Annotated in this window: 9 protein-coding genes, 1 tRNA gene and 1 pseudogene; 6 read left to right on the forward strand and 5 right to left on the reverse strand. The window is 64.1% G+C overall.

Going from position 1 to position 16,875, the window contains the following annotated elements; genetic code table 11:
- Positions 1 to 148 precede the first annotated feature (148 nt).
- Positions 149 to 316: pseudogene (locus AC1DMY_RS17415) on the reverse strand (site-specific integrase); the annotation flags it as partial.
- Positions 317 to 401: 85 nt separating this feature from the next.
- A tRNA-Ile gene (locus tag AC1DMY_RS17420) sits at positions 402 to 477 on the reverse strand.
- Positions 478 to 646: 169 nt separating this feature from the next.
- Between AC1DMY_RS17420 and AC1DMY_RS17425 the strand changes: the two genes are divergently transcribed.
- Positions 647 to 1,018, forward strand: a complete 372-nt coding sequence (locus AC1DMY_RS17425) for a nuclear transport factor 2 family protein (RefSeq protein WP_441602053.1) — start codon at positions 647 to 649, stop codon at positions 1,016 to 1,018.
- A gap of 138 nt (positions 1,019 to 1,156) precedes the next feature.
- Here the strand turns inward: AC1DMY_RS17425 and AC1DMY_RS17430 are convergent, their stop codons facing one another.
- Positions 1,157 to 5,758, reverse strand: coding sequence for a DEAD/DEAH box helicase (locus tag AC1DMY_RS17430; protein WP_477166132.1), 4,602 nt, complete (start codon positions 5,756 to 5,758; stop codon positions 1,157 to 1,159).
- Positions 5,759 to 5,959: 201 nt separating this feature from the next.
- Here AC1DMY_RS17430 and AC1DMY_RS17435 point away from each other — a divergent pair, with 201 nt between their 5' ends.
- Entirely contained in the window at positions 5,960 to 8,221 is a 2,262-nt protein-coding gene (locus tag AC1DMY_RS17435) for a TonB-dependent receptor (RefSeq protein WP_477166133.1), read from the forward strand.
- A gap of 218 nt (positions 8,222 to 8,439) precedes the next feature.
- Positions 8,440 to 9,291, forward strand: coding sequence for a lysophospholipase (locus AC1DMY_RS17440; protein WP_477166134.1), 852 nt, complete (start codon positions 8,440 to 8,442; stop codon positions 9,289 to 9,291).
- Positions 9,292 to 10,095: 804 nt separating this feature from the next.
- Here AC1DMY_RS17440 and AC1DMY_RS17445 read toward each other — a convergent pair.
- Positions 10,096 to 10,998, reverse strand: a complete 903-nt coding sequence (locus AC1DMY_RS17445) for a cation diffusion facilitator family transporter (protein WP_477166135.1) — start codon at positions 10,996 to 10,998, stop codon at positions 10,096 to 10,098.
- Positions 10,999 to 11,387: 389 nt separating this feature from the next.
- Between AC1DMY_RS17445 and AC1DMY_RS17450 the strand changes: the two genes are divergently transcribed.
- From AC1DMY_RS17450 to AC1DMY_RS17460, 3 genes are read left to right on the forward strand one after another with little or no spacing between them, the layout of a single operon-like run.
- On the forward strand, positions 11,388 to 12,116 hold the full coding sequence (locus tag AC1DMY_RS17450) for a gluconate 2-dehydrogenase subunit 3 family protein (protein WP_477166136.1): 729 nt from the start codon (positions 11,388 to 11,390) through the stop codon (positions 12,114 to 12,116).
- Positions 12,113 to 13,888, forward strand: coding sequence for a GMC family oxidoreductase (locus AC1DMY_RS17455; RefSeq protein ID WP_477166137.1), 1,776 nt, complete (start codon positions 12,113 to 12,115; stop codon positions 13,886 to 13,888). Before AC1DMY_RS17450 ends, AC1DMY_RS17455 begins: the two co-directional genes overlap by 4 nt.
- On the forward strand, positions 13,885 to 15,324 hold the full coding sequence (locus AC1DMY_RS17460) for a c-type cytochrome (protein ID WP_477166138.1): 1,440 nt from the start codon (positions 13,885 to 13,887) through the stop codon (positions 15,322 to 15,324). The genes AC1DMY_RS17455 and AC1DMY_RS17460 overlap by 4 nt, the downstream gene beginning before the upstream one ends.
- A gap of 19 nt (positions 15,325 to 15,343) precedes the next feature.
- Here AC1DMY_RS17460 and AC1DMY_RS17465 read toward each other — a convergent pair whose 3' ends face one another.
- Positions 15,344 to 16,855, reverse strand: a complete 1,512-nt coding sequence (locus tag AC1DMY_RS17465) for an efflux transporter outer membrane subunit (protein ID WP_477166139.1) — start codon at positions 16,853 to 16,855, stop codon at positions 15,344 to 15,346.
- Positions 16,856 to 16,875: the final 20 nt, after the last annotated feature.

Raw genomic sequence — 16,875 nt, forward strand, 5'->3', positions numbered from 1 at the left:
GGTGCCAGCGTCGGATTACGCTCAATAGGGCCACGTCGATCACTCCCGTTACTCCCGCTCGTGTCGTGAGCGGAGGGTGGTAGGAGGTGGCTCAAAATTCGACGAAAATCACCCCGGGAAGTGGCTCAGGTTTGGATGAAACTCAACAGGATGGCGCACGCTCGATGAAGACGCCTCGAACCATCTCATCCTCGGTGCGGCGCGCCCAGTCTTCAGCATCACGCTTCGTGCGAAATGTCTTCGCCGATGTTGGCCAGCCCTGCTTCCTAATGACCGCCTTCCATGTGCCAGAGAGGGTCTTTACGAGGGTCGCCATGGATACGCCGCGTTTCGTGGGTGTACTGAAACTGTACCTTGGACCAAGGGACTTTCAAGTACTCTCCAGGCAAACCTGCAATTTATGGTGGGCCCACGAGGATTCGAACCTCGAACCAAGGGATTATGAGTCCCCTGCTCTAACCGTTGAGCTATAGGCCCATGCGTGCCGGCGTTGCGCTGGCTTGGGGCGGACATGGTAGCGGGGTCGGGAGGGGGCGTCGACGGGGGTGGGTGGGTTTTGGGGTGGGAATTCGGCTGTCTGGCGCGGTTAACGTAGACTTTGCGTTGTCGCGCCGGTGTTGGCGCCTGCTTTTTTGAAGGATGCGCCATGCGCGAGCTGATCGAACGTTACCTGGCTGCCTATAACCGCATGGATGTCGACGGCATGACGGCGACGATGCATCGCGAGGTGGTGTTCGAGAACTATACGGCCGGGGTGTTGAGCGTGCGGACGTTTGGCGTCGATGAGCTGCGGCATCTGGCGCAGAGTTCGAGCTTTCTGTTTTCGGCGCGGCGGCAGGTGATTCTTGCCTATGAGGAGCGCGACGGGACGGCGACGGTGCATATTCTGTTTGATGGGACGTTTGCCGTTGACCTGCCTAATGGGGTGCGGGCGGGGCAGTCGATTACGTTGAATGGGCGGAGTGAGTTTCGGGAGAGGGATGGGTTGTTGGTTTATATCGGGGATTACAGTGAGTGATGGGGTTGGTTTGGAGAGCCCGACTTAACTTCCTCGCGACAGCCGGGCATAGAGGCGCTGGATTCCAGCTTTCGCTGGAATGACGGGCTAGAAAGGCCTGCCCTCGCCTCTTTTCAGGGGCCACACCAGAATGACGGGCTAGAAGCCCGCAGCTCGGGCATCCGCTTTAAGACCATCCACATCCGCGCGACGCAGCAGTGCGTTGCGCCATTGCTGTTGCTGGGTGGTGGTGGATTCGGCGAGCCACTGCGGTTTGTTCGCAACCATGGCCGCAACGGCGGCGCCGTCTTCGTAGAGCACGCGAGTGCCGGTGACGGCGGGGAGTTTGTTGCCGGCCAGTACGGTGCCTACGAGGTTGAGTGGGTCGGAGCCGCTGATGAGGACGAGTTCGCCTTGCGGCTCTTGCTGGCGGACGGCGCGCAGGCGGGTGATGGCTTCGGGTAGGGCGAATTGTTCGCCGACGAGGCCTTCGACGAAGCGGCCGCCGCGGATTTCGCCTCGTGCCTCCAGGCGGTGGTAGACGCGTAGGAGTTCGCGCCAGCTGGGGAGCCAGGAGGCTTCGCGTTCTAGGAGTTTCCAGAAGATGACGCCGTAGCGGCGGAGGAGGCTGCGGGCGATGTGTTCTAGGTGGTCGGGGTCGAGCTTGGCGCTGGTCGTAGGGGAGGATTTGGCGAGCACCCGCCCCTCATCTGCCCTGCCGGGCATCTTCTCCCCGGAGGGGAGAAGAGTTGCGCGGTTTGACCTTACTAGTGACCACCTGCCCGCGTCTTCGATGCCAGTCAGCATGTGTCTGCGCAAACGGCGGTGGCGGTTTGCGTCGCGTTTGGCGGCGGGGACTAGCAGGGCGCGCAGGCCGGCGAAGCTGTCGGCGGTGACGCGGCCGGCGGCGACGAGTTCGCCCAGGGCGTCTTCGAGTTCGGTGCGCAGCAGGTGGGTGTCGCTCAGCAGTTCGTCGAAGAACAGGGCGCCGTGGTTGCGCAATGCATCAAGCACGGCTTGTGCGCGTGAGGAGACGACGATGTCCTGCGGGTTCGCATCGGTGGCCGCAGCGCTGGTCCAGATGGGCGAGCTGCGGCGTGGCAGCAGCACGATGGGCGTGGCGCGCACGGGGCCGCCGCCATTGCCGGTGCCGCTGCGCAGGCGGCTCCAGCTGACGCGGCCGGCGCGGATCTGCTCGTCCAGCCAGGTGATGGAGTAGTCGTTGATGCGCGTCGGCAGCAGTTCGCTTTCCCATGCGCCGGCGGCGGCTTCGAAGCCTTCCAGTTGGGTCAGTACGGCCGGGAGTGCATCCGGGCCGCTGAGGCGTGAGCCGGGGGCGACGTGCTGCCATTCGAACAGGAAGCGCATCAGGTCGCGGCGGCTGACGGGTTCGATTTCGCGGCGCAGACGACCGATGGTGTAGCGGTGGATGCGTGCGAGCAGGTGGCGTTCGCACCATTCGATGTCGTGCGTGCCGGGCGTGAAGTGACCTTGCATGACGTAGCCTTCGGATTGAAGGCGCAGCAGTGCGAGGTCGATGGCGCTGGGCTCGACTTGGAGTGATGTGGCGAGTTGCGCGACGGTGATGGGGCCGGAGCCGGTTAGGCGGCCGCGGACTAGTTCGAGTAGGGCGTCTTCGTGGGTCCAGGGTTGCGCGGCGTATTCGGCTGGCGCGTCGATGGGTGGGTGCAGCGTCGCCGTTGGGTGGACGGCTTGCCACTTGGGTAGGGATTCGGCGGTGGTCCAGATGTGCGCGGAGCTGGACTGGGCCAAGAGTGACCCCTCACCCCGGCCCTCTCCCCGGAGGGGAGAGGGAGCTAGAAGCGTCGCACGATGATTCTTCGCGAGGCTCTTTAGCCAGTCGTTCCAGCCGTCATTTGCATCTGCTTCGCTCTGCGTGATGCCGCCAAGAATGGTGAGGGCTTCATGCATTTCATCGGCGCTGCGCACTTGCGGCCACGCTTCTTCGCGTACAGAGGTGATCGCGTCGGGATCGAGGCGGCCGAGGTCGTCGGCGCTTTCGGGGTCGGACCAGCGGCGGGATTGCACGGCTTGGGTGCGGCGTTCTTCCAGCGGGGCGTCGTCGAGGTAGGCGTAGGGTGCGGCGGTGAGTACTTCGCTGGCGAGCGGGCTGGGGGCGGCCAGGTCGCGCGCGACTACCTGGATGGAGCCGTCTTCCAGGCCGTGCAGGATGTGCAGCAGGCCGTCGACGTCCATCGCTTCGCGCAGGCAGTCGTGCATGGTCTGGTTGACCAGCGGGTGATCTGGAATCTCGCGCTCGCCGACGATGTTTTCCAGGCAGGCCACCTGATCGGGGAAAACGGCGGCGAGCAGGTCTTCGCTCTTCATGCGCTGCAGTTGCGGCGGCACTTTCTTGCCGCCCTGGAAGCGCGGCAAGGCCAGCGAGGTGGTGGCGTTCCAGCGCCAGCGCGCGGGGAATAGCGGCGCGTCCAGCAAGGCCTGGATCAACACGTGTTCGGCAGTGTTGGAGTGCAGGTAGTGCGCCACCTCTTCCAGCGGAAAACTGTGGCTGGTGGACAGCGACAGCACGATGGCGTCTTCGGTGGCTGCCGCCTGCAGTTCGAAATTGAACTGGCGGCAGAACCGCTTGCGCAGCGCCAGGCCCCAGGCGCGATTGATGCGGCTGCCCCAGGGCGTGTGGATGATGAGCTGGGTGCCGCCCGATTCGTCGAAGAAGCGCTCGAACACCAGCGTTTCCTGCGTGGGCAGCACGCCCAGCGCGGCCTTGGCGGCGGCCATGTATTCGGCCAGCTGCTGGGCGGAGGCTTCGTTCATGCCGAGCGTGTGCATCAGCCAATGCAGCACGGCTGGCACTCCGCCTTCGTCGAGACGCGTGGCGATTTCCTCGCGCAGGCGCGACACGCCATGCGACAGCTCGGCGCTGCGACCGGGCGCCTCACCCAGCCAGAACGGGATATTCGGCGGCACGCCCTGGGCGTCTTCCACGCGCAGGCGATCGCGCTCGACGCGAAGAATGCGGTAGCTGGTGTTGCCGAGCTGGAAGACGTCGCCGGCGAGGCTTTCCACGGCGAAATCTTCGTTGACCGTACCGATGATGGTGGCCTGCGGTTCCAGCACCACCAGGTAGTCGGCGGTGTCGGGAATGGCGCCGCCGGAGGTGATCGCGGTGAGTCGCGCATTGCGGCGCGCACGCAATTGACGGTTCACGGCATCGCGATGGATGTACGCGCCACGCGGCCCATGCCGCGTGGTGAAGCCGTCGGCCAGCATGCGCACGGTGGCGTCGAACTGTTCGCGGGTGAGATCGCGGTAGGGATAGGCGCGGCGCAGCGTGTCGTAGAGCGCGTCTTCGTTCCATTCCTGGCAGGCCACTTCCGCCACGATCTGCTGGGCCAGCACGTCCAGTGGTTGTGGCGGCTGGATCAGGGCGTCGAGTTCGCCGCGGCGCACGCAGTCGAGTAGTGCGGTGCATTCCACCAGGTCGTCGCGCGAGGTGGGGAACAGGCGTGCCTTGGGTGTTCCGTTCACCGCGTGACCGGAGCGGCCGGCGCGCTGCAGGAAGGCGGCGATGGAACGCGGCGATGCGAGTTGGCACACCAGATCCACGTCGCCGATGTCGATGCCCAGTTCCAGCGACGCGGTGGCCACCAGCACGCGCAGGTCGCCGCGCTTGAGGCGCTGCTCGGCGTCGAGGCGTTGTTCCTTGGCGAGGCTGCCGTGGTGCGCGGCGACGGCTTCCTTGCCCATGCGTTCGGACAAATGGCGCGCCACGCGTTCGGCCATGCGGCGCGTGTTGACGAAGACCAGGGTGGTGCGGTGTGACTCGACCAGTTGCGTGAGGCGGTTGTAGACCAGTTCCCAGCAGTCGTTGGACATGACGGCTTCGAGGGGGACGGGGGGGACTTCGATGGCGAGGTCGCGGTCGCGGGCGTGGCCAACATCAATGATGTTGACGCAGCTTCCCTTCTCCCCTGCGGGGAGAAGGTGGCCCGAAGGGACGGATGAGGGGTCGGGGCTTGCGGGAGACTTTTTCGAAGCGCGCTTCTTTGTGGCGGTATCGCAAGATTGGCCCCTCACCCCGGCCCTCTCCCCGGAGGGGAGAGGGAGAAGTGTTGCGTCCGCCCCAACCAAAAACCTCGCCACATCCTCAATCGGCTTCTGCGTCGCCGACAACCCAATCCGCAACAAGCGCCGCTGACACAACGACTCCAACCGCTCCAACGACAACGCCAGATGCGCACCACGCTTGCTGTTAGCCAGTGCATGGATTTCATCCACGATCACCGTGCGCGTACTCGACAACATGCTGCGACCCGATTCGGAACCCAGCAGGATGTACAGCGATTCAGGCGTAGTCACCAGGATATGCGGCGCCTGCTTGCGCATCAGGTTGCGCTCGGCCTGCGGCGTATCGCCGGTGCGTACGGCCGTCCGGATGTCCACATCGGGCCGGCCTAGTTTGGCCAGTTCGGCGCGGATGCCTTCCAGCGGTGCTTCCAGATTGATGCGGATGTCGTTGGACAGTGCCTTGAGCGGCGACACGTAGACCACGGTGGTGGCTTCGGGCAGCGCGCCGTCGTTGGCTAGGCCTTCGCGCACCAGCCCGTCGATGGCGGAGAGAAACGCCGTCAACGTCTTGCCTGAGCCTGTCGGTGCGGCCACGAGCGTGTGTCGGCCTGACCGTATGGATGGCCAAGCCGCTTTTTGCGGCGCCGTGGGTTCAGGAAAGGCTCCCTGGAACCAGGCCGCAACCGCGGGATGAAAATCGTGTAGGGGCATGGACTTAAGTGTCGCTCAAGCCGCTCTCAGAAGGAGAGACATGGGGGCGTCAAGGGGTTTTGCCAACTTTTCGAAAGAAAATTCGCTTCAACCCTTGCCAGAATTACGTGACAATATCGTTAAGCCGCCTTCTTACGCTGACTTCTTGCGGCGTTTTCCGCCTCTTTCCGCTCTTTGCTTCCATTCTCCGGGGACCATCCAATGACCGCCGCCAGCCAGACGCGTTTCGCGTTGCTCGCCCTTTCCATTGCCAGTGCCCTTGCCGCAGGAACGACTGCTTTCGCACAGGACGCGACCCCACCCGCCGCTAGCGCGGCCAAGGGACAAAGCGGCAAGGCCGTCCAGCTCGAAACCATCAACGTGACCGCTGAGAAGCGCGTCGAAAACCTGCAGAAGGTGCCGGTCTCCATGACGGTGGTGACGGCGGAGCAATTGAGCAACTACGGCCAGGCGGGCGACACCGTGCTGCAGCTGGCCGGTCGCGCGCCGAGCGTGTACGCCGAGACTTCCTACGGTCGTGAGTTTCCGCGTTTTTATATCCGCGGCCTGGGCAACAGCGACTTCGATCTGAATGCGTCGCAGCCGGTGTCGATGGTGTACGACGACATCGTGCAGGAAAACCCCATCCTCAAGGGCTTCCCGCTGTTCGACCTGCAGCAGGTCGAAGTGTTGCGCGGTCCGCAGGGCACCATGTTCGGCCGTAACTCGCCGGCCGGCGTGATCAAGTTCGACTCGGTCAAGCCGAGCCAGGAAACCAGCGGTTACGCCAAGGCCTCGTACGGCACCAAGGGCACCGCCAATGCTGAAGCCGCGCTCGGTGGCTCGCTGGGCGGCAACTGGTCGGGCCGCGTGTCGGCGCTGGCGCAGCATCGCGACGGATGGATCGACAACGACTACACCGGCAAGAAGGACGACCTGGGCGGCTACAACGACCGCGCCGTGCGTCTGCAGGCCATGTACGACGTGCAGGATTTCAACGCGCTGATCAACGTGCACGGCCGCTGGCTGGATGGCAGCGCGATGGTGAACCGCGCCAACGCGATTCCGCTGGGCGGCGACAGCCTGGTCGAAGGTTTTGACCGCAACGTGGTCTATCAGGACGGCCTCAACCGCCAGCACCTGTTCTCGTGGGGCAGCAACCTGCACCTGACCTGGAACCTGGGCGATTACACGCTCACCTCGATCACCGGTTTCGAGAAGGCCACCACGTACAGCCTCGGCGACGTGGACGGCGGCATCGCCATTCCGCTGAATCCCAGCCAGGACAAGGCCGTCACGCCGTTCCCGTCGGAAACCGCCGATGCGCTGCCGCATGATCGCCAGATCACGCAGGAAGTGCGCCTGGCCAGCAACCAGCAGGATCGCCTGAACTGGCAGGTGGGCGCGTACTACTTCTACGAAAACATCGCGATCGTCAATTACGACTACAACACGCTCGCCAACCACGTGATGGACGGCTACGCGCAGCAGGCGCAGACGACCAAGGCGTATGCGGTGTTCGGTTCGGCCGACTATCACATCACCGACGATTTCGACGTGCGCGCCGGTACGCGCTGGTCGCACGATTCGCGTGACTTCCACGTCGACCGCATCCTGTCGCCGATCGGCGGCGGCCCGCTGTCGCTGAGCGCCAACCCGCATGACGCGCGCTGGAGCGGCGACCTCACCGGCACCTGGGAGCTCAATCCCAACGTCAACGTGTACGGCCGCATCGCCAACGGTTTCCGCGCACCGAGCGTTCAGGGCCGCGTGCTGTTCGCGGACTTCATCTCGCAGGCCAAGCCCGAGACGATCACCTCGTACGAGCTGGGCGTGAAGACCACCGGCATGGACAACCGTCTGCGTTTCAACGCCGACGTGTACGACTACACCATGCACAACCAGCAGCTCACCGCGGTGGGCGGCGACATCAACGTCACGCGCCTGATCAACGCGAAGAAGACCGAAGGCTACGGCGCCGAGTTCGACCTCGAAGCCTATGTGACGCCGAACTTCGTCCTCACCGCCGGCGGCAGCTACAACCACACCAAGCTGGACGATCCCAACCTGGCCGTGGCCGTGTGTGGGTCGGGCTGCACCGTGCTCGATCCGGTCAACGCCGACGGCAATGCGCTGGTCAACGGCAACCCGCTGCCGAACGCACCGCAGTGGATCGGCAACTTCACCGCGCGCTACGGCATCCCGTACGGCGAGAGCGGCGAGTTCTTCATCTACACCGACTGGGCCTACCGTAGCGAAGTGAATTTCTTCCTGTACGACTCGGAAGAATTCCGCGGCAAGCCGATGCTCGAGGGCGGCGTGCGCGTGGGCTACAACTGGGATTTCGGCAAGCGCGAAATCGCCTTGTACGGCCGCAACATCACCAACAAGCAGTACATCACCGGTGCCATCGACTTCAACAACCGCACCGCGTTCGTCAACGACCCGCGAATCATTGGCGTGGAGTTCCGCGCGGACTTCTGATGCTGCTGCCGGCTTGATTGCTGGTCACGCGATATGAAAAGAGGGAGCGGCCGGTCCGCTCCCTTTTTCTTTGTTCTTCAGCTCGTCATTCCGGCGCAGGCCGGAATGACGAGCTTGGGAGGGCCGCCGCTGACCCCGGTCATCGGCGACACCCCTGCGAAGCGCCAAACGCACGTCGCTTGTTGCAGAATGCAGGCCTTTACCGTCGAGTGCGCAATGTGAACCACCCGGGCGACCAGGGCAGCGAACGCTCCCATACCCTCACCATGGCCGACGGCCAGGCGCTGTTCGTGCGCGACTGGCCCAGCAGCCGGGCGCAGGAGGCCGTGCTGATCGTGCATGGGCTGGGCGAGCACAGCGGTCGCTACCAGCGCCTGGCCGCGTGGTTCCGCACGCGCGGCTACGCGGTGCGCAGCTACGACCAGCGTGGCCACGGCCAGTCGCCCGGCCGTCGCGGCGCGCTGTCGCATCCGGATGATCTGCTCGAAGACTTGGCCGTGGTCTACAACGACTACGCCCAGTCCCGATCGCATCGTCCCCTCCTGCTCGGTCACAGCATGGGCGGCCTAGTGGCGGCGCGCGCCGTGCTCGACCGCCGCGTGCAGCCTGCGGCGATGGTGCTGTCCTCCCCTTCCCTGCGCACCTGGGAGCCCGTGTGGCGACAGAAGCTGGCGGCCACACTGGCCAAGGCGCTGCCCAATCTGCCGCTGCCGAATGGATTGCCGTTCGACAAGCTCTCGCATGACCCGCAGGTGGAACCGGCGTATCGCCGCGATCCGCTGCGGCATGGCTGGATTACGCCGCGACTGGCGGATTTCATTTTCCGCGCCGGCGATGCGGCAGTCGCCGATGCATCGAAGCTCGCCATCCCCACCCTGCTGCTGGTGGCGGGTGCGGACAAACTGGTCAATCCCTCCGGCAGCCGCGATTTTTCATCGGCCAGCTGGGCCGGCAACAAGGTCACCACGCGTTACTTCGACTCGCTGTATCACGAGCTGTTCAATGAAGCCGAGCCGGCGCGCACCCAGGTGTTGAAGCAGCTGGGGGATTGGTTGCAGAAGCGGGGGTAGCTTCTCCACCGGTTTCCGGCAATCGATCACCCTTTTGCGAACACCTCCGGTGGGAGCGCACCCTGTGCGCGACAAACCTACGGAGCGGTACACCCCAGCGTGGCCGTCGCGCACAGGGTGCGCTCCCACAGTGGGGATATCGCAACGGCTTACATCCACTCCCGCTTGCCCGTAAACACAATCGTCAGCCACTCGGCCCGAATATCGCACCTTGTGGGAGCGCACCCTGTGCGCGACAAACCTACGGAGCGGTACACCCCGGCGTGGCCGTCGCGCACAGGGTGCGCTCCCACAGTGGGGACATCGCAGCGGCTTACATCCACTCCCGCTTGCCCGTAAACACAATCGTCAGCCATTCGGCACGAATATCGCACTTTGTGGGAGCGCACCCTGTGCGCGACAAACTTACGGAGCAGTACATTGCGGCGCTGCGTCGCGCACAGGGTGCGCTCCCACAGTGGGGATATCGCAGCGGCTTACGTCCACTCCCGCTTGCCCGTAAAGACAGTCGTCAGCCATTCGGCCCGAATATCGCGCTTTGTGGGAGCGCACCCTGTGCGCGACAAACCTACGGAGCGGCACACCCCAGCGTGGCCGTCGCGCACAGGGTGCGCTCCCACAGTGGGGATCTCGCAGCGGCTTACATCCACTCCCGCTTGCCCATAAACACAATCGTCAGCCACTCGGCCCGAATATCGCACTTTGTGGGAGCGCACCCTGTGCGCGACAAACCTACGGAGCGGTACACCCCAGCGTGGCCGTCGCGCACAGGGTGCGCTCCCACAGTAGGGATCTCGCAGCGGCTTACATCCACTCCCGCTTACCGGTGAACACAATCGTTAGCCATTCGGCGCGAATATCGGTACCCAGGCGCGTGGCAATCTCGCTACGCACTGCATCCACATCCCGCATATCACCCAGTGGCCGCGCCGCATCCACCAGGATGTGGATGTCGATGAAGCGCATGCGGCCGATCTTGGCGACGTAACTGGTGAAGTGCAGGTAGCCGCGTTCCTGCACCAACGTCGTCATGACATCGCGAACGCGCTGATCAAGGGAATCCGGCGCCAGTTGCAACACTTCGCGCAGCGCATGCCACAGGCTGCCCAGGGGCAGCGGCAACAGCGCAAGCGTCAGCAGCAACAGCACGGTGGAATCGATGTAGCGCGTCCAGTGGTCAAGCGGGCCGCCCTGCATCACGGCCGCCAGGGCAAAACCCACCAGCACCGCCACGCTGATGGCGCCGCCGATCAACCAACCCTTCGCATCCAGTTGCAGCAGCACCGATCCCAGGGCATTGGCCTGGCGTCGCATGTAGAGCGCCATGGCCAGGCTGACCACGCCCATGATCGCCGCCCACACCGCGCCGAAACCAAAGGCCAGCTCATGACCGCCAGTCAGCAGGCCATGCAAGGCGGTGAACCCGCCGTAGCTGCAGATCGCGGTGAGCACCGCCGCGTTGAACACCAGCACCAGCGGTTCCAGGTGCCAGTAGCCGAACTGGAAGCGTCGGCTGCCTTCGCTGGTGACCAGATGGGAGACCGCCAGCGATCCGGCCGTGAGCACCACGTCGACCAGCGAGTAGAAGCCATCGAAGGCGAGGGCTTGCGAGCGCATCAGCAAGCCCACCGTGACGCAGGCCACGCCGACCAGGAAGGTCGCGCCGATCGACAGACGCAGCAGGCTTTGTTCGCGGAAGGTGTCCATGCCGATCCCCTTCTGATGTCGGAGACATTATGTCTGTAGGAGCGCACCCTGTGCGCGAACGCGACCGCCGAAGTCGCTGCCCCGTCGCAGCGGTCGCGCACAGGGTGCGCTCCCACAAGGGGAGGTTGCACCTCGGATTCGAAACCAGGGAAGCGTTCGTCCTGTTCCTTGGCGATGCACAGCGTGTCGATCGCCCGACAACACCAAAGTCCGATGGTCGTCATGCGTGCGGTCGACATACTGTGAACGATGGGCGTCCAAACGCCTCCAGGAAAACGCACGCAAGCCGCTCGCCTGCTGCGTTTGTTCTGTAAACAATCCTTCACGTTTTGCATTCAGCTGTCGCGTCAGGATCGGAGAACGCAACGCACGCTTGGTAAGGGGTTGTCATGTCCAGCAAGCCCAGATCGCCTTCCCGTCGCGACTTTTTGCGACAGTCGCTGGTGGCGGTTCCTGCCGTCAGTCTGCTGGGAACCTCCGCCATCGCGCAGACGCAAAGCAGCACGGCCGCCACGCCTGCGGCAGCTGCCGCGGCAACGAAGTACACGCCACGTTATTTCACGGCGCCCGAGTGGGAGTTCCTGCAGGCCGCGGTGGAACGCTTGATTCCCCCCAGCGAAGACGGGCCCAGCGCCGTTGAAGCCGGCGTGCCGGAGTTTCTCGATCGCCAGATGGAAGCAGCCTACGGCCACGGCGGCCTCTGGTATATGCAGGGCCCGTTCGTGCCCGATGCACCAGCCACGCTTGGCTACCAGCTGCGCTACACGCCGCGCGAGTTCTATCGCAAGGGCATCGCCTCGATCGACAGCTGGTGCCAGAAGCAGCACAACCAGAAGTTTGCGGCGCTGTCGGCCGAGCAACGCGACGCCATCCTCCATCAGATGGAAAAGGCGGAGATCCAGCTGGACGATATTCCGGCGCTGGCCTTCTTCAACCAGTTGCTGACCAATACCAAGGAAGGCTATTTCGCCGACCCGATGTACGGCGGCAATAAGCAGATGGGCGCCTGGAAGATGATCGGTTTTCCGGGTGCGCGCGCCGACTATGCGGACTGGATCGAACAGCCCGGCAAGGTTTATCCGTTCGGGCCGGTGTCGATCGAAGGGGCGAAATCATGATACGTATGAAACCGGTCGACGTGGTGCTGGTCGGCTTTGGCTGGACCGGCGCCATCATCGGCATGGAGTTGGTCGATACGGGCTTGAAGATCCTGGCGCTGGAACGCGGCGCCTATCGCGATACCTCGCCTGACTTCACCTATCCGCACAATGCCGACGAACTGGCTTACGGCATCCGCGGCGAGCTGTTCCAGCCGCTGGCGCGCGAGACGGTGACGATCCGCCACAACCTCAACGAGACCGCCGTGCCGTATCGCCAGTACGGTTCGTTCCTGCTCGGCAACAACGTGGGCGGCGCAGGCATCCACTGGAATGGCCAGCACTATCGGCCTTCACCGGAGGATCTGGAATTCCACAGCCATATCAGCAAGCGCTACGGGCAGAAGTTCATGCCCGACGACATGCAGATCCAGGACTATGGCGTCAGCTACGACGAGCTGGAACCTTTCCTCGATCAGTTTGAATATCTGTGCGGCACATCGGGTCGCGCAGGTAATCTCAATGGCGAGATCAAGGACGGCGGCAACCCGTTCGAAGGCGTGCGCAAGCGCGAGTATCCGAACCCGCCGGTAGCCGATAACTACGGGGCAAAACTATTTGCCGACGCGGCGCGATCGAAGGGTTACAAGCCGTTCCCGCAGCCCTCGTCGAATGCGTCGCGGCCGTATACCAATCCTCATGGCGTACGGCTGGGCCCGTGCAACCTGTGCGGCTATTGCGAGCGCTTCGGCTGCTTCATGTACTCCAAGGCATCGCCGCAGACCACGATCCTGCCCGTGCTGATGCGCAAGCCGAATTTCGAGCTGCGTACCAATAGCCACGTGCTGAAGATCAACCTCGATTCCACCGGCAAGCGCGCCACCGGCGTCACTTACGTCGATGCGCAGGGCCAGCAGGTAGAGCAGCCTGCCGACCTGGTGATCGTGTCGGCTTTTCAGATGCACAACACGCGCCTGATGTTGCTGTCTGGCATTGGTGCTCCTTACGATCCCAATACCGGCAAGGGCGTCATCGGCAAGAACTACGCGTATCAGATGATGAGCAACGTCAACGTCTTCTTCGACAAGGACGTGGCGATCAATCCGTTCATCGGCGCGGGCTCCGGCGGCAACCAGATCATCGACGAGTTCAACTCCGATCACTTCGACCACGGGCCGCACGGTTTCGTGGGCGGCGGTTACATCCTCGGTGGACAGACCGGCGGCCGACCGATCCAGCAACTGCTAGTGCCGCCGGGTACGCCGGCGTGGGGCGAGAAGTGGAAGCGCGCGGCGAAGGACAGCTACCTGCATACCACCGGCGTGCAGTCGCATGGCTCGGTCATGTCCTATCGCGATCGCTATCTCGATCTCGACCCGACCTATAAGGATTCGTTTGGCCTGCCGCTGCTGCGCATCACCTTCGACTGGCACGACAACGAATACAAGATGACGCAATTCCTGACCGATCGTGCGCAGGAGATTGCCGATGCGATGAAGCCCAGGCAGACCTCGCAGACGATACGCAAACCCGGCGGCCATTACGACGTGCGCCAATACCAGACGACGCACACCACCGGTGGCGTGATCCAGGGCACGTCACCCGAGACCAGCGCCTTGAACCGCTTTCAGCAGAACTGGGACGTGCACAACGTGTTTGTCACGGGCGCTTCGGCGTTCCCGCAGAATCTTGGCTACAACCCGACCGGTCTTATCGGCGGCCTCACGTATATGTCCGTCAAGGCCATCCGCGAGACCTACCTCAAGAACCCTGGGCCTCTGGTGCAGGCATGAACACCTATGCGAAGCCTCGTCGTGGCAGCAGCTTTTGGCGCGTCATCGTCGTACTGATCGTATTGCTGGTGATCGTATGGCTGCTTGCCATGCTCTTCCCCGGTGGCGGCGGCGATCCGACCGCGAAGGCAGCGGAGGCCACGCCCGACCAGGTCAAGCAGGGCGAATACCTTGCGCGACTCGGCGATTGTGCCGCCTGCCACACCGCGCCTGGCGGCAAGCCGTATGCCGGCGGCCTGCCGATTGCCTCGCCGATCGGTACGATCTACAGCACCAATATCACGCCCGATCCGGACACTGGCATCGGCAAGTACAGCTACGGCCAATTCGAGCGCGCGGTGCGCCGCGGTATCGATGCGGATGGCCATACGCTGTATCCCGCCATGCCGTATCCGTCGTATGCGAAGGTGAACGACCAGGACATCCAGGCCTTGTATGCCTACTTCATGCATGGCGTGCAACCGGTGAAGCAGGACAACCACGCCGAGGATATCCACTGGCCGCTGTCCATGCGCTGGCCGCTCACCTATTGGCGCTGGCTGTTTGCGCCGAAGGTTTCGCCGATCGAAACCGCCGCCACCGGCGACGCGACCATGGCACGCGGGCAATACCTGGTGGAAGGCCTGGGACATTGCGGCGCCTGCCACACGCCACGCGCATTCACCCTGCAGGAAAAGGCGCTGGGGCCAAATGATGGCGCGGCGTATCTCAGCGGCAGCGTCAACGACAACTGGGTCACGCCCAGCCTGCGCGGCGAACTGGCCAGCGGTCTTGGCAGCATGCCGGACGATGAGCTGATCGCCCTGCTCAAATCCGGTCGCACCGAGCGCAGTGCCGTTTTTGGCGGCATGAGCGACGTGATCGAGCACAGCACGCAGTACATGAGCGATGCGGACCTCGCCGCCATGGTCCACTTCCTGAAGTCGTTGCCGGCGGCGCGGCAGGAACAGGCGGTGACCTACGACGCGGCCACGCACACGGCGCTGTACAGCGGCAACGTGAGTGCACCTGGAGCGCAGCTATACGTCGACAACTGCGCCACCTGCCATCGCACCGACGGCCACGGCTATGGCCAGGTCTACCCTGCACTCGCCGGCAATCCCGTGCTCAACGGCGATAACCCCGGCTCAGCCGTCCGTCTGGTGCTGCACGGCGCCACCATGCCGGCCGGCCGCGACGCGCCCACGCAGTTCAGCATGCCGGCCTTCCGCGAACGCCTGAACAATCAGCAGATCGCGGACATCCTCACTTTCGTTCGCTCAAGCTGGGGCAATCGCGGCGGCGCGGTGACGGCTAATCAGGTGTCGGAATTGCGCGACAAGCCACCCGTCGGCCAGCCACTGATGACGAGCTACGATCCGCGGGTGCGCGATCCCAACGAGCTCAAGCCCGACGCGGAAGACCAGGTGCCGCCAACACCCGCACCTTCGAAGTGACTCCCGTGCGTGGCAGCGCTCAACGCCCTGCCACGTCCTTCACCTCGCTGCCGGACCAGCCGCCACCCAGTGCACGGAACGTAGCCACTGCGGCGCGTGCATCATCCGCATGCACGCGCGCAAGCTGATCGCGCGAACTCAGCAACTGGCGATCTTCATCCAGCACTTCGATCAGGCTCACCGCGCCGCCCTTGTAGGCATCCTGCGCAGCATCGCGGGCCTGCACGTGGGCCTGCACTTCCAGGATCAGATCGCGGTGCTGGGTTTCCAGCTCGGCGAGCGAGACGATGGCGTTCTCCACGTCTTCGGTGGCACGCAGCATCGACTGGCGATATTGCGCCAGCGCCTCGGCATTCGCGCCCTTGGCCTGCGCTACTTCGGCATCCACGCGACCGAAGTCGAACAAGCGCCAGTGCAGGCCGAGCACTGCTTGCGGCTGGAACGCCTGCGAGGAGAACAACGAGCCGCTCTGCAGGCTCTCGAAACCGAGCAGGCCACCCAGCGACACCTTCGGGTAGTACTCGGCCACGGCAACGCCGATGCGTGCATTCGAGGCGGCGAGCTTGCGCTCGGCGGCGATCACGTCCGGGCGGCGGCGCAGCAGCATGTCGGGGCCGCCGTCGGTGCCGATCACCGGCACGGTGAAGGTCGGCGCGTGATCTTTCAGTTCCGCCGCGTAGGTGCCGGGCGCGGCGCCCATCAGCACGTCGAGGCGATTGAGCTGTTGCGCCAGCGTGATGCGCAGCGGCGGCAAGGTGGTCTTGGCCTGCAACACCAGCGCCTCTGCCTGTGCCACTTCGCGCGACGTCGCCAGGCCACCGGCCAGTCTGTCCTTCACCAGCTCGAGCAGCTGGCTTTCCGTATCGATCTGCTGCTGCGCGAGGCGGATGCGTTCCTGTGCACCGCGTACCTGGAAGTAGCTGTCCGCGGCCTCGGCGGCAACGGAGACGCGTACGCCGTCCTGGCTGGCTTCCGCCGCCTGTGCTTCGGCGTCTGCCGCTTCGGCGCCGCGATGCAGGCCGCCGGCAAGGTCGAGCTCCCAGCTCGCGCCAACGCCCAAAGTTTCCAGAGTCTGCGAACGCTTGTAGCCGGGAGTCTGGCTGGCGATCTCGCCTAGCGCACCCTTGGTCGATTGATGCTGCTGCACCACCTGGCCATCAAGGCTGCCTTGCGGTGCGAGCTGTGCTCCCGCCTCGCGCGCCGCCGCGCGTGCCTGGTCCACGCGCGCCATCGCGGCGGCAAGGTCGAGGTTCTGCGCCATCACGCGGCTGATGATGCGGGTGAGTTCGGGGTCATCGAAACCCTGCCACCACGCATCGAGCTCCGGTGCGGCACGCGTGGCTTCGCGCTGCTGCAGCAGCGACTGGCTGGCGTAGTCGGAGTTGGTTTTCACCTCGGGACGCACATAGTTGGGACCAACCGTGCAACCCGCCAGACCGATCAACGCCGACGCGAGTGCGCCCAACGTTAGTGAATGGCGACCCGATGATGAGCGTGACGCGCCGGCAGATGACGAAAGCGAAGTGTTCATCGTGATATCTCGACAAAGAT

The sequence above is a fragment of the Dyella sp. 01L423 genome, assembly GCF_056399945.1.

Excerpts from the sequence above, each read along its gene's own strand:
- AC1DMY_RS17425 (WP_441602053.1), top strand. The coding sequence starts at position 647 with ATGCGCGAGCTGATCGAACGTTACCTGGCTGCCTATAACCGCATGGAT.
- AC1DMY_RS17450 (WP_477166136.1), top strand. The coding sequence starts at position 11,388 with ATGTCCAGCAAGCCCAGATCGCCTTCCCGTCGCGACTTTTTGCGACAG.
- AC1DMY_RS17445 (WP_477166135.1), bottom strand. The coding sequence starts at position 10,998 with ATGGACACCTTCCGCGAACAAAGCCTGCTGCGTCTGTCGATCGGCGCG.
- AC1DMY_RS17455 (WP_477166137.1), top strand. The coding sequence starts at position 12,113 with ATGATACGTATGAAACCGGTCGACGTGGTGCTGGTCGGCTTTGGCTGG.
- AC1DMY_RS17430 (WP_477166132.1), bottom strand. The coding sequence starts at position 5,758 with ATGCCCCTACACGATTTTCATCCCGCGGTTGCGGCCTGGTTCCAGGGA.
- AC1DMY_RS17465 (WP_477166139.1), bottom strand. The coding sequence starts at position 16,855 with ATGAACACTTCGCTTTCGTCATCTGCCGGCGCGTCACGCTCATCATCG.
- AC1DMY_RS17460 (WP_477166138.1), top strand. The coding sequence starts at position 13,885 with ATGAACACCTATGCGAAGCCTCGTCGTGGCAGCAGCTTTTGGCGCGTC.
- AC1DMY_RS17435 (WP_477166133.1), top strand. The coding sequence starts at position 5,960 with ATGACCGCCGCCAGCCAGACGCGTTTCGCGTTGCTCGCCCTTTCCATT.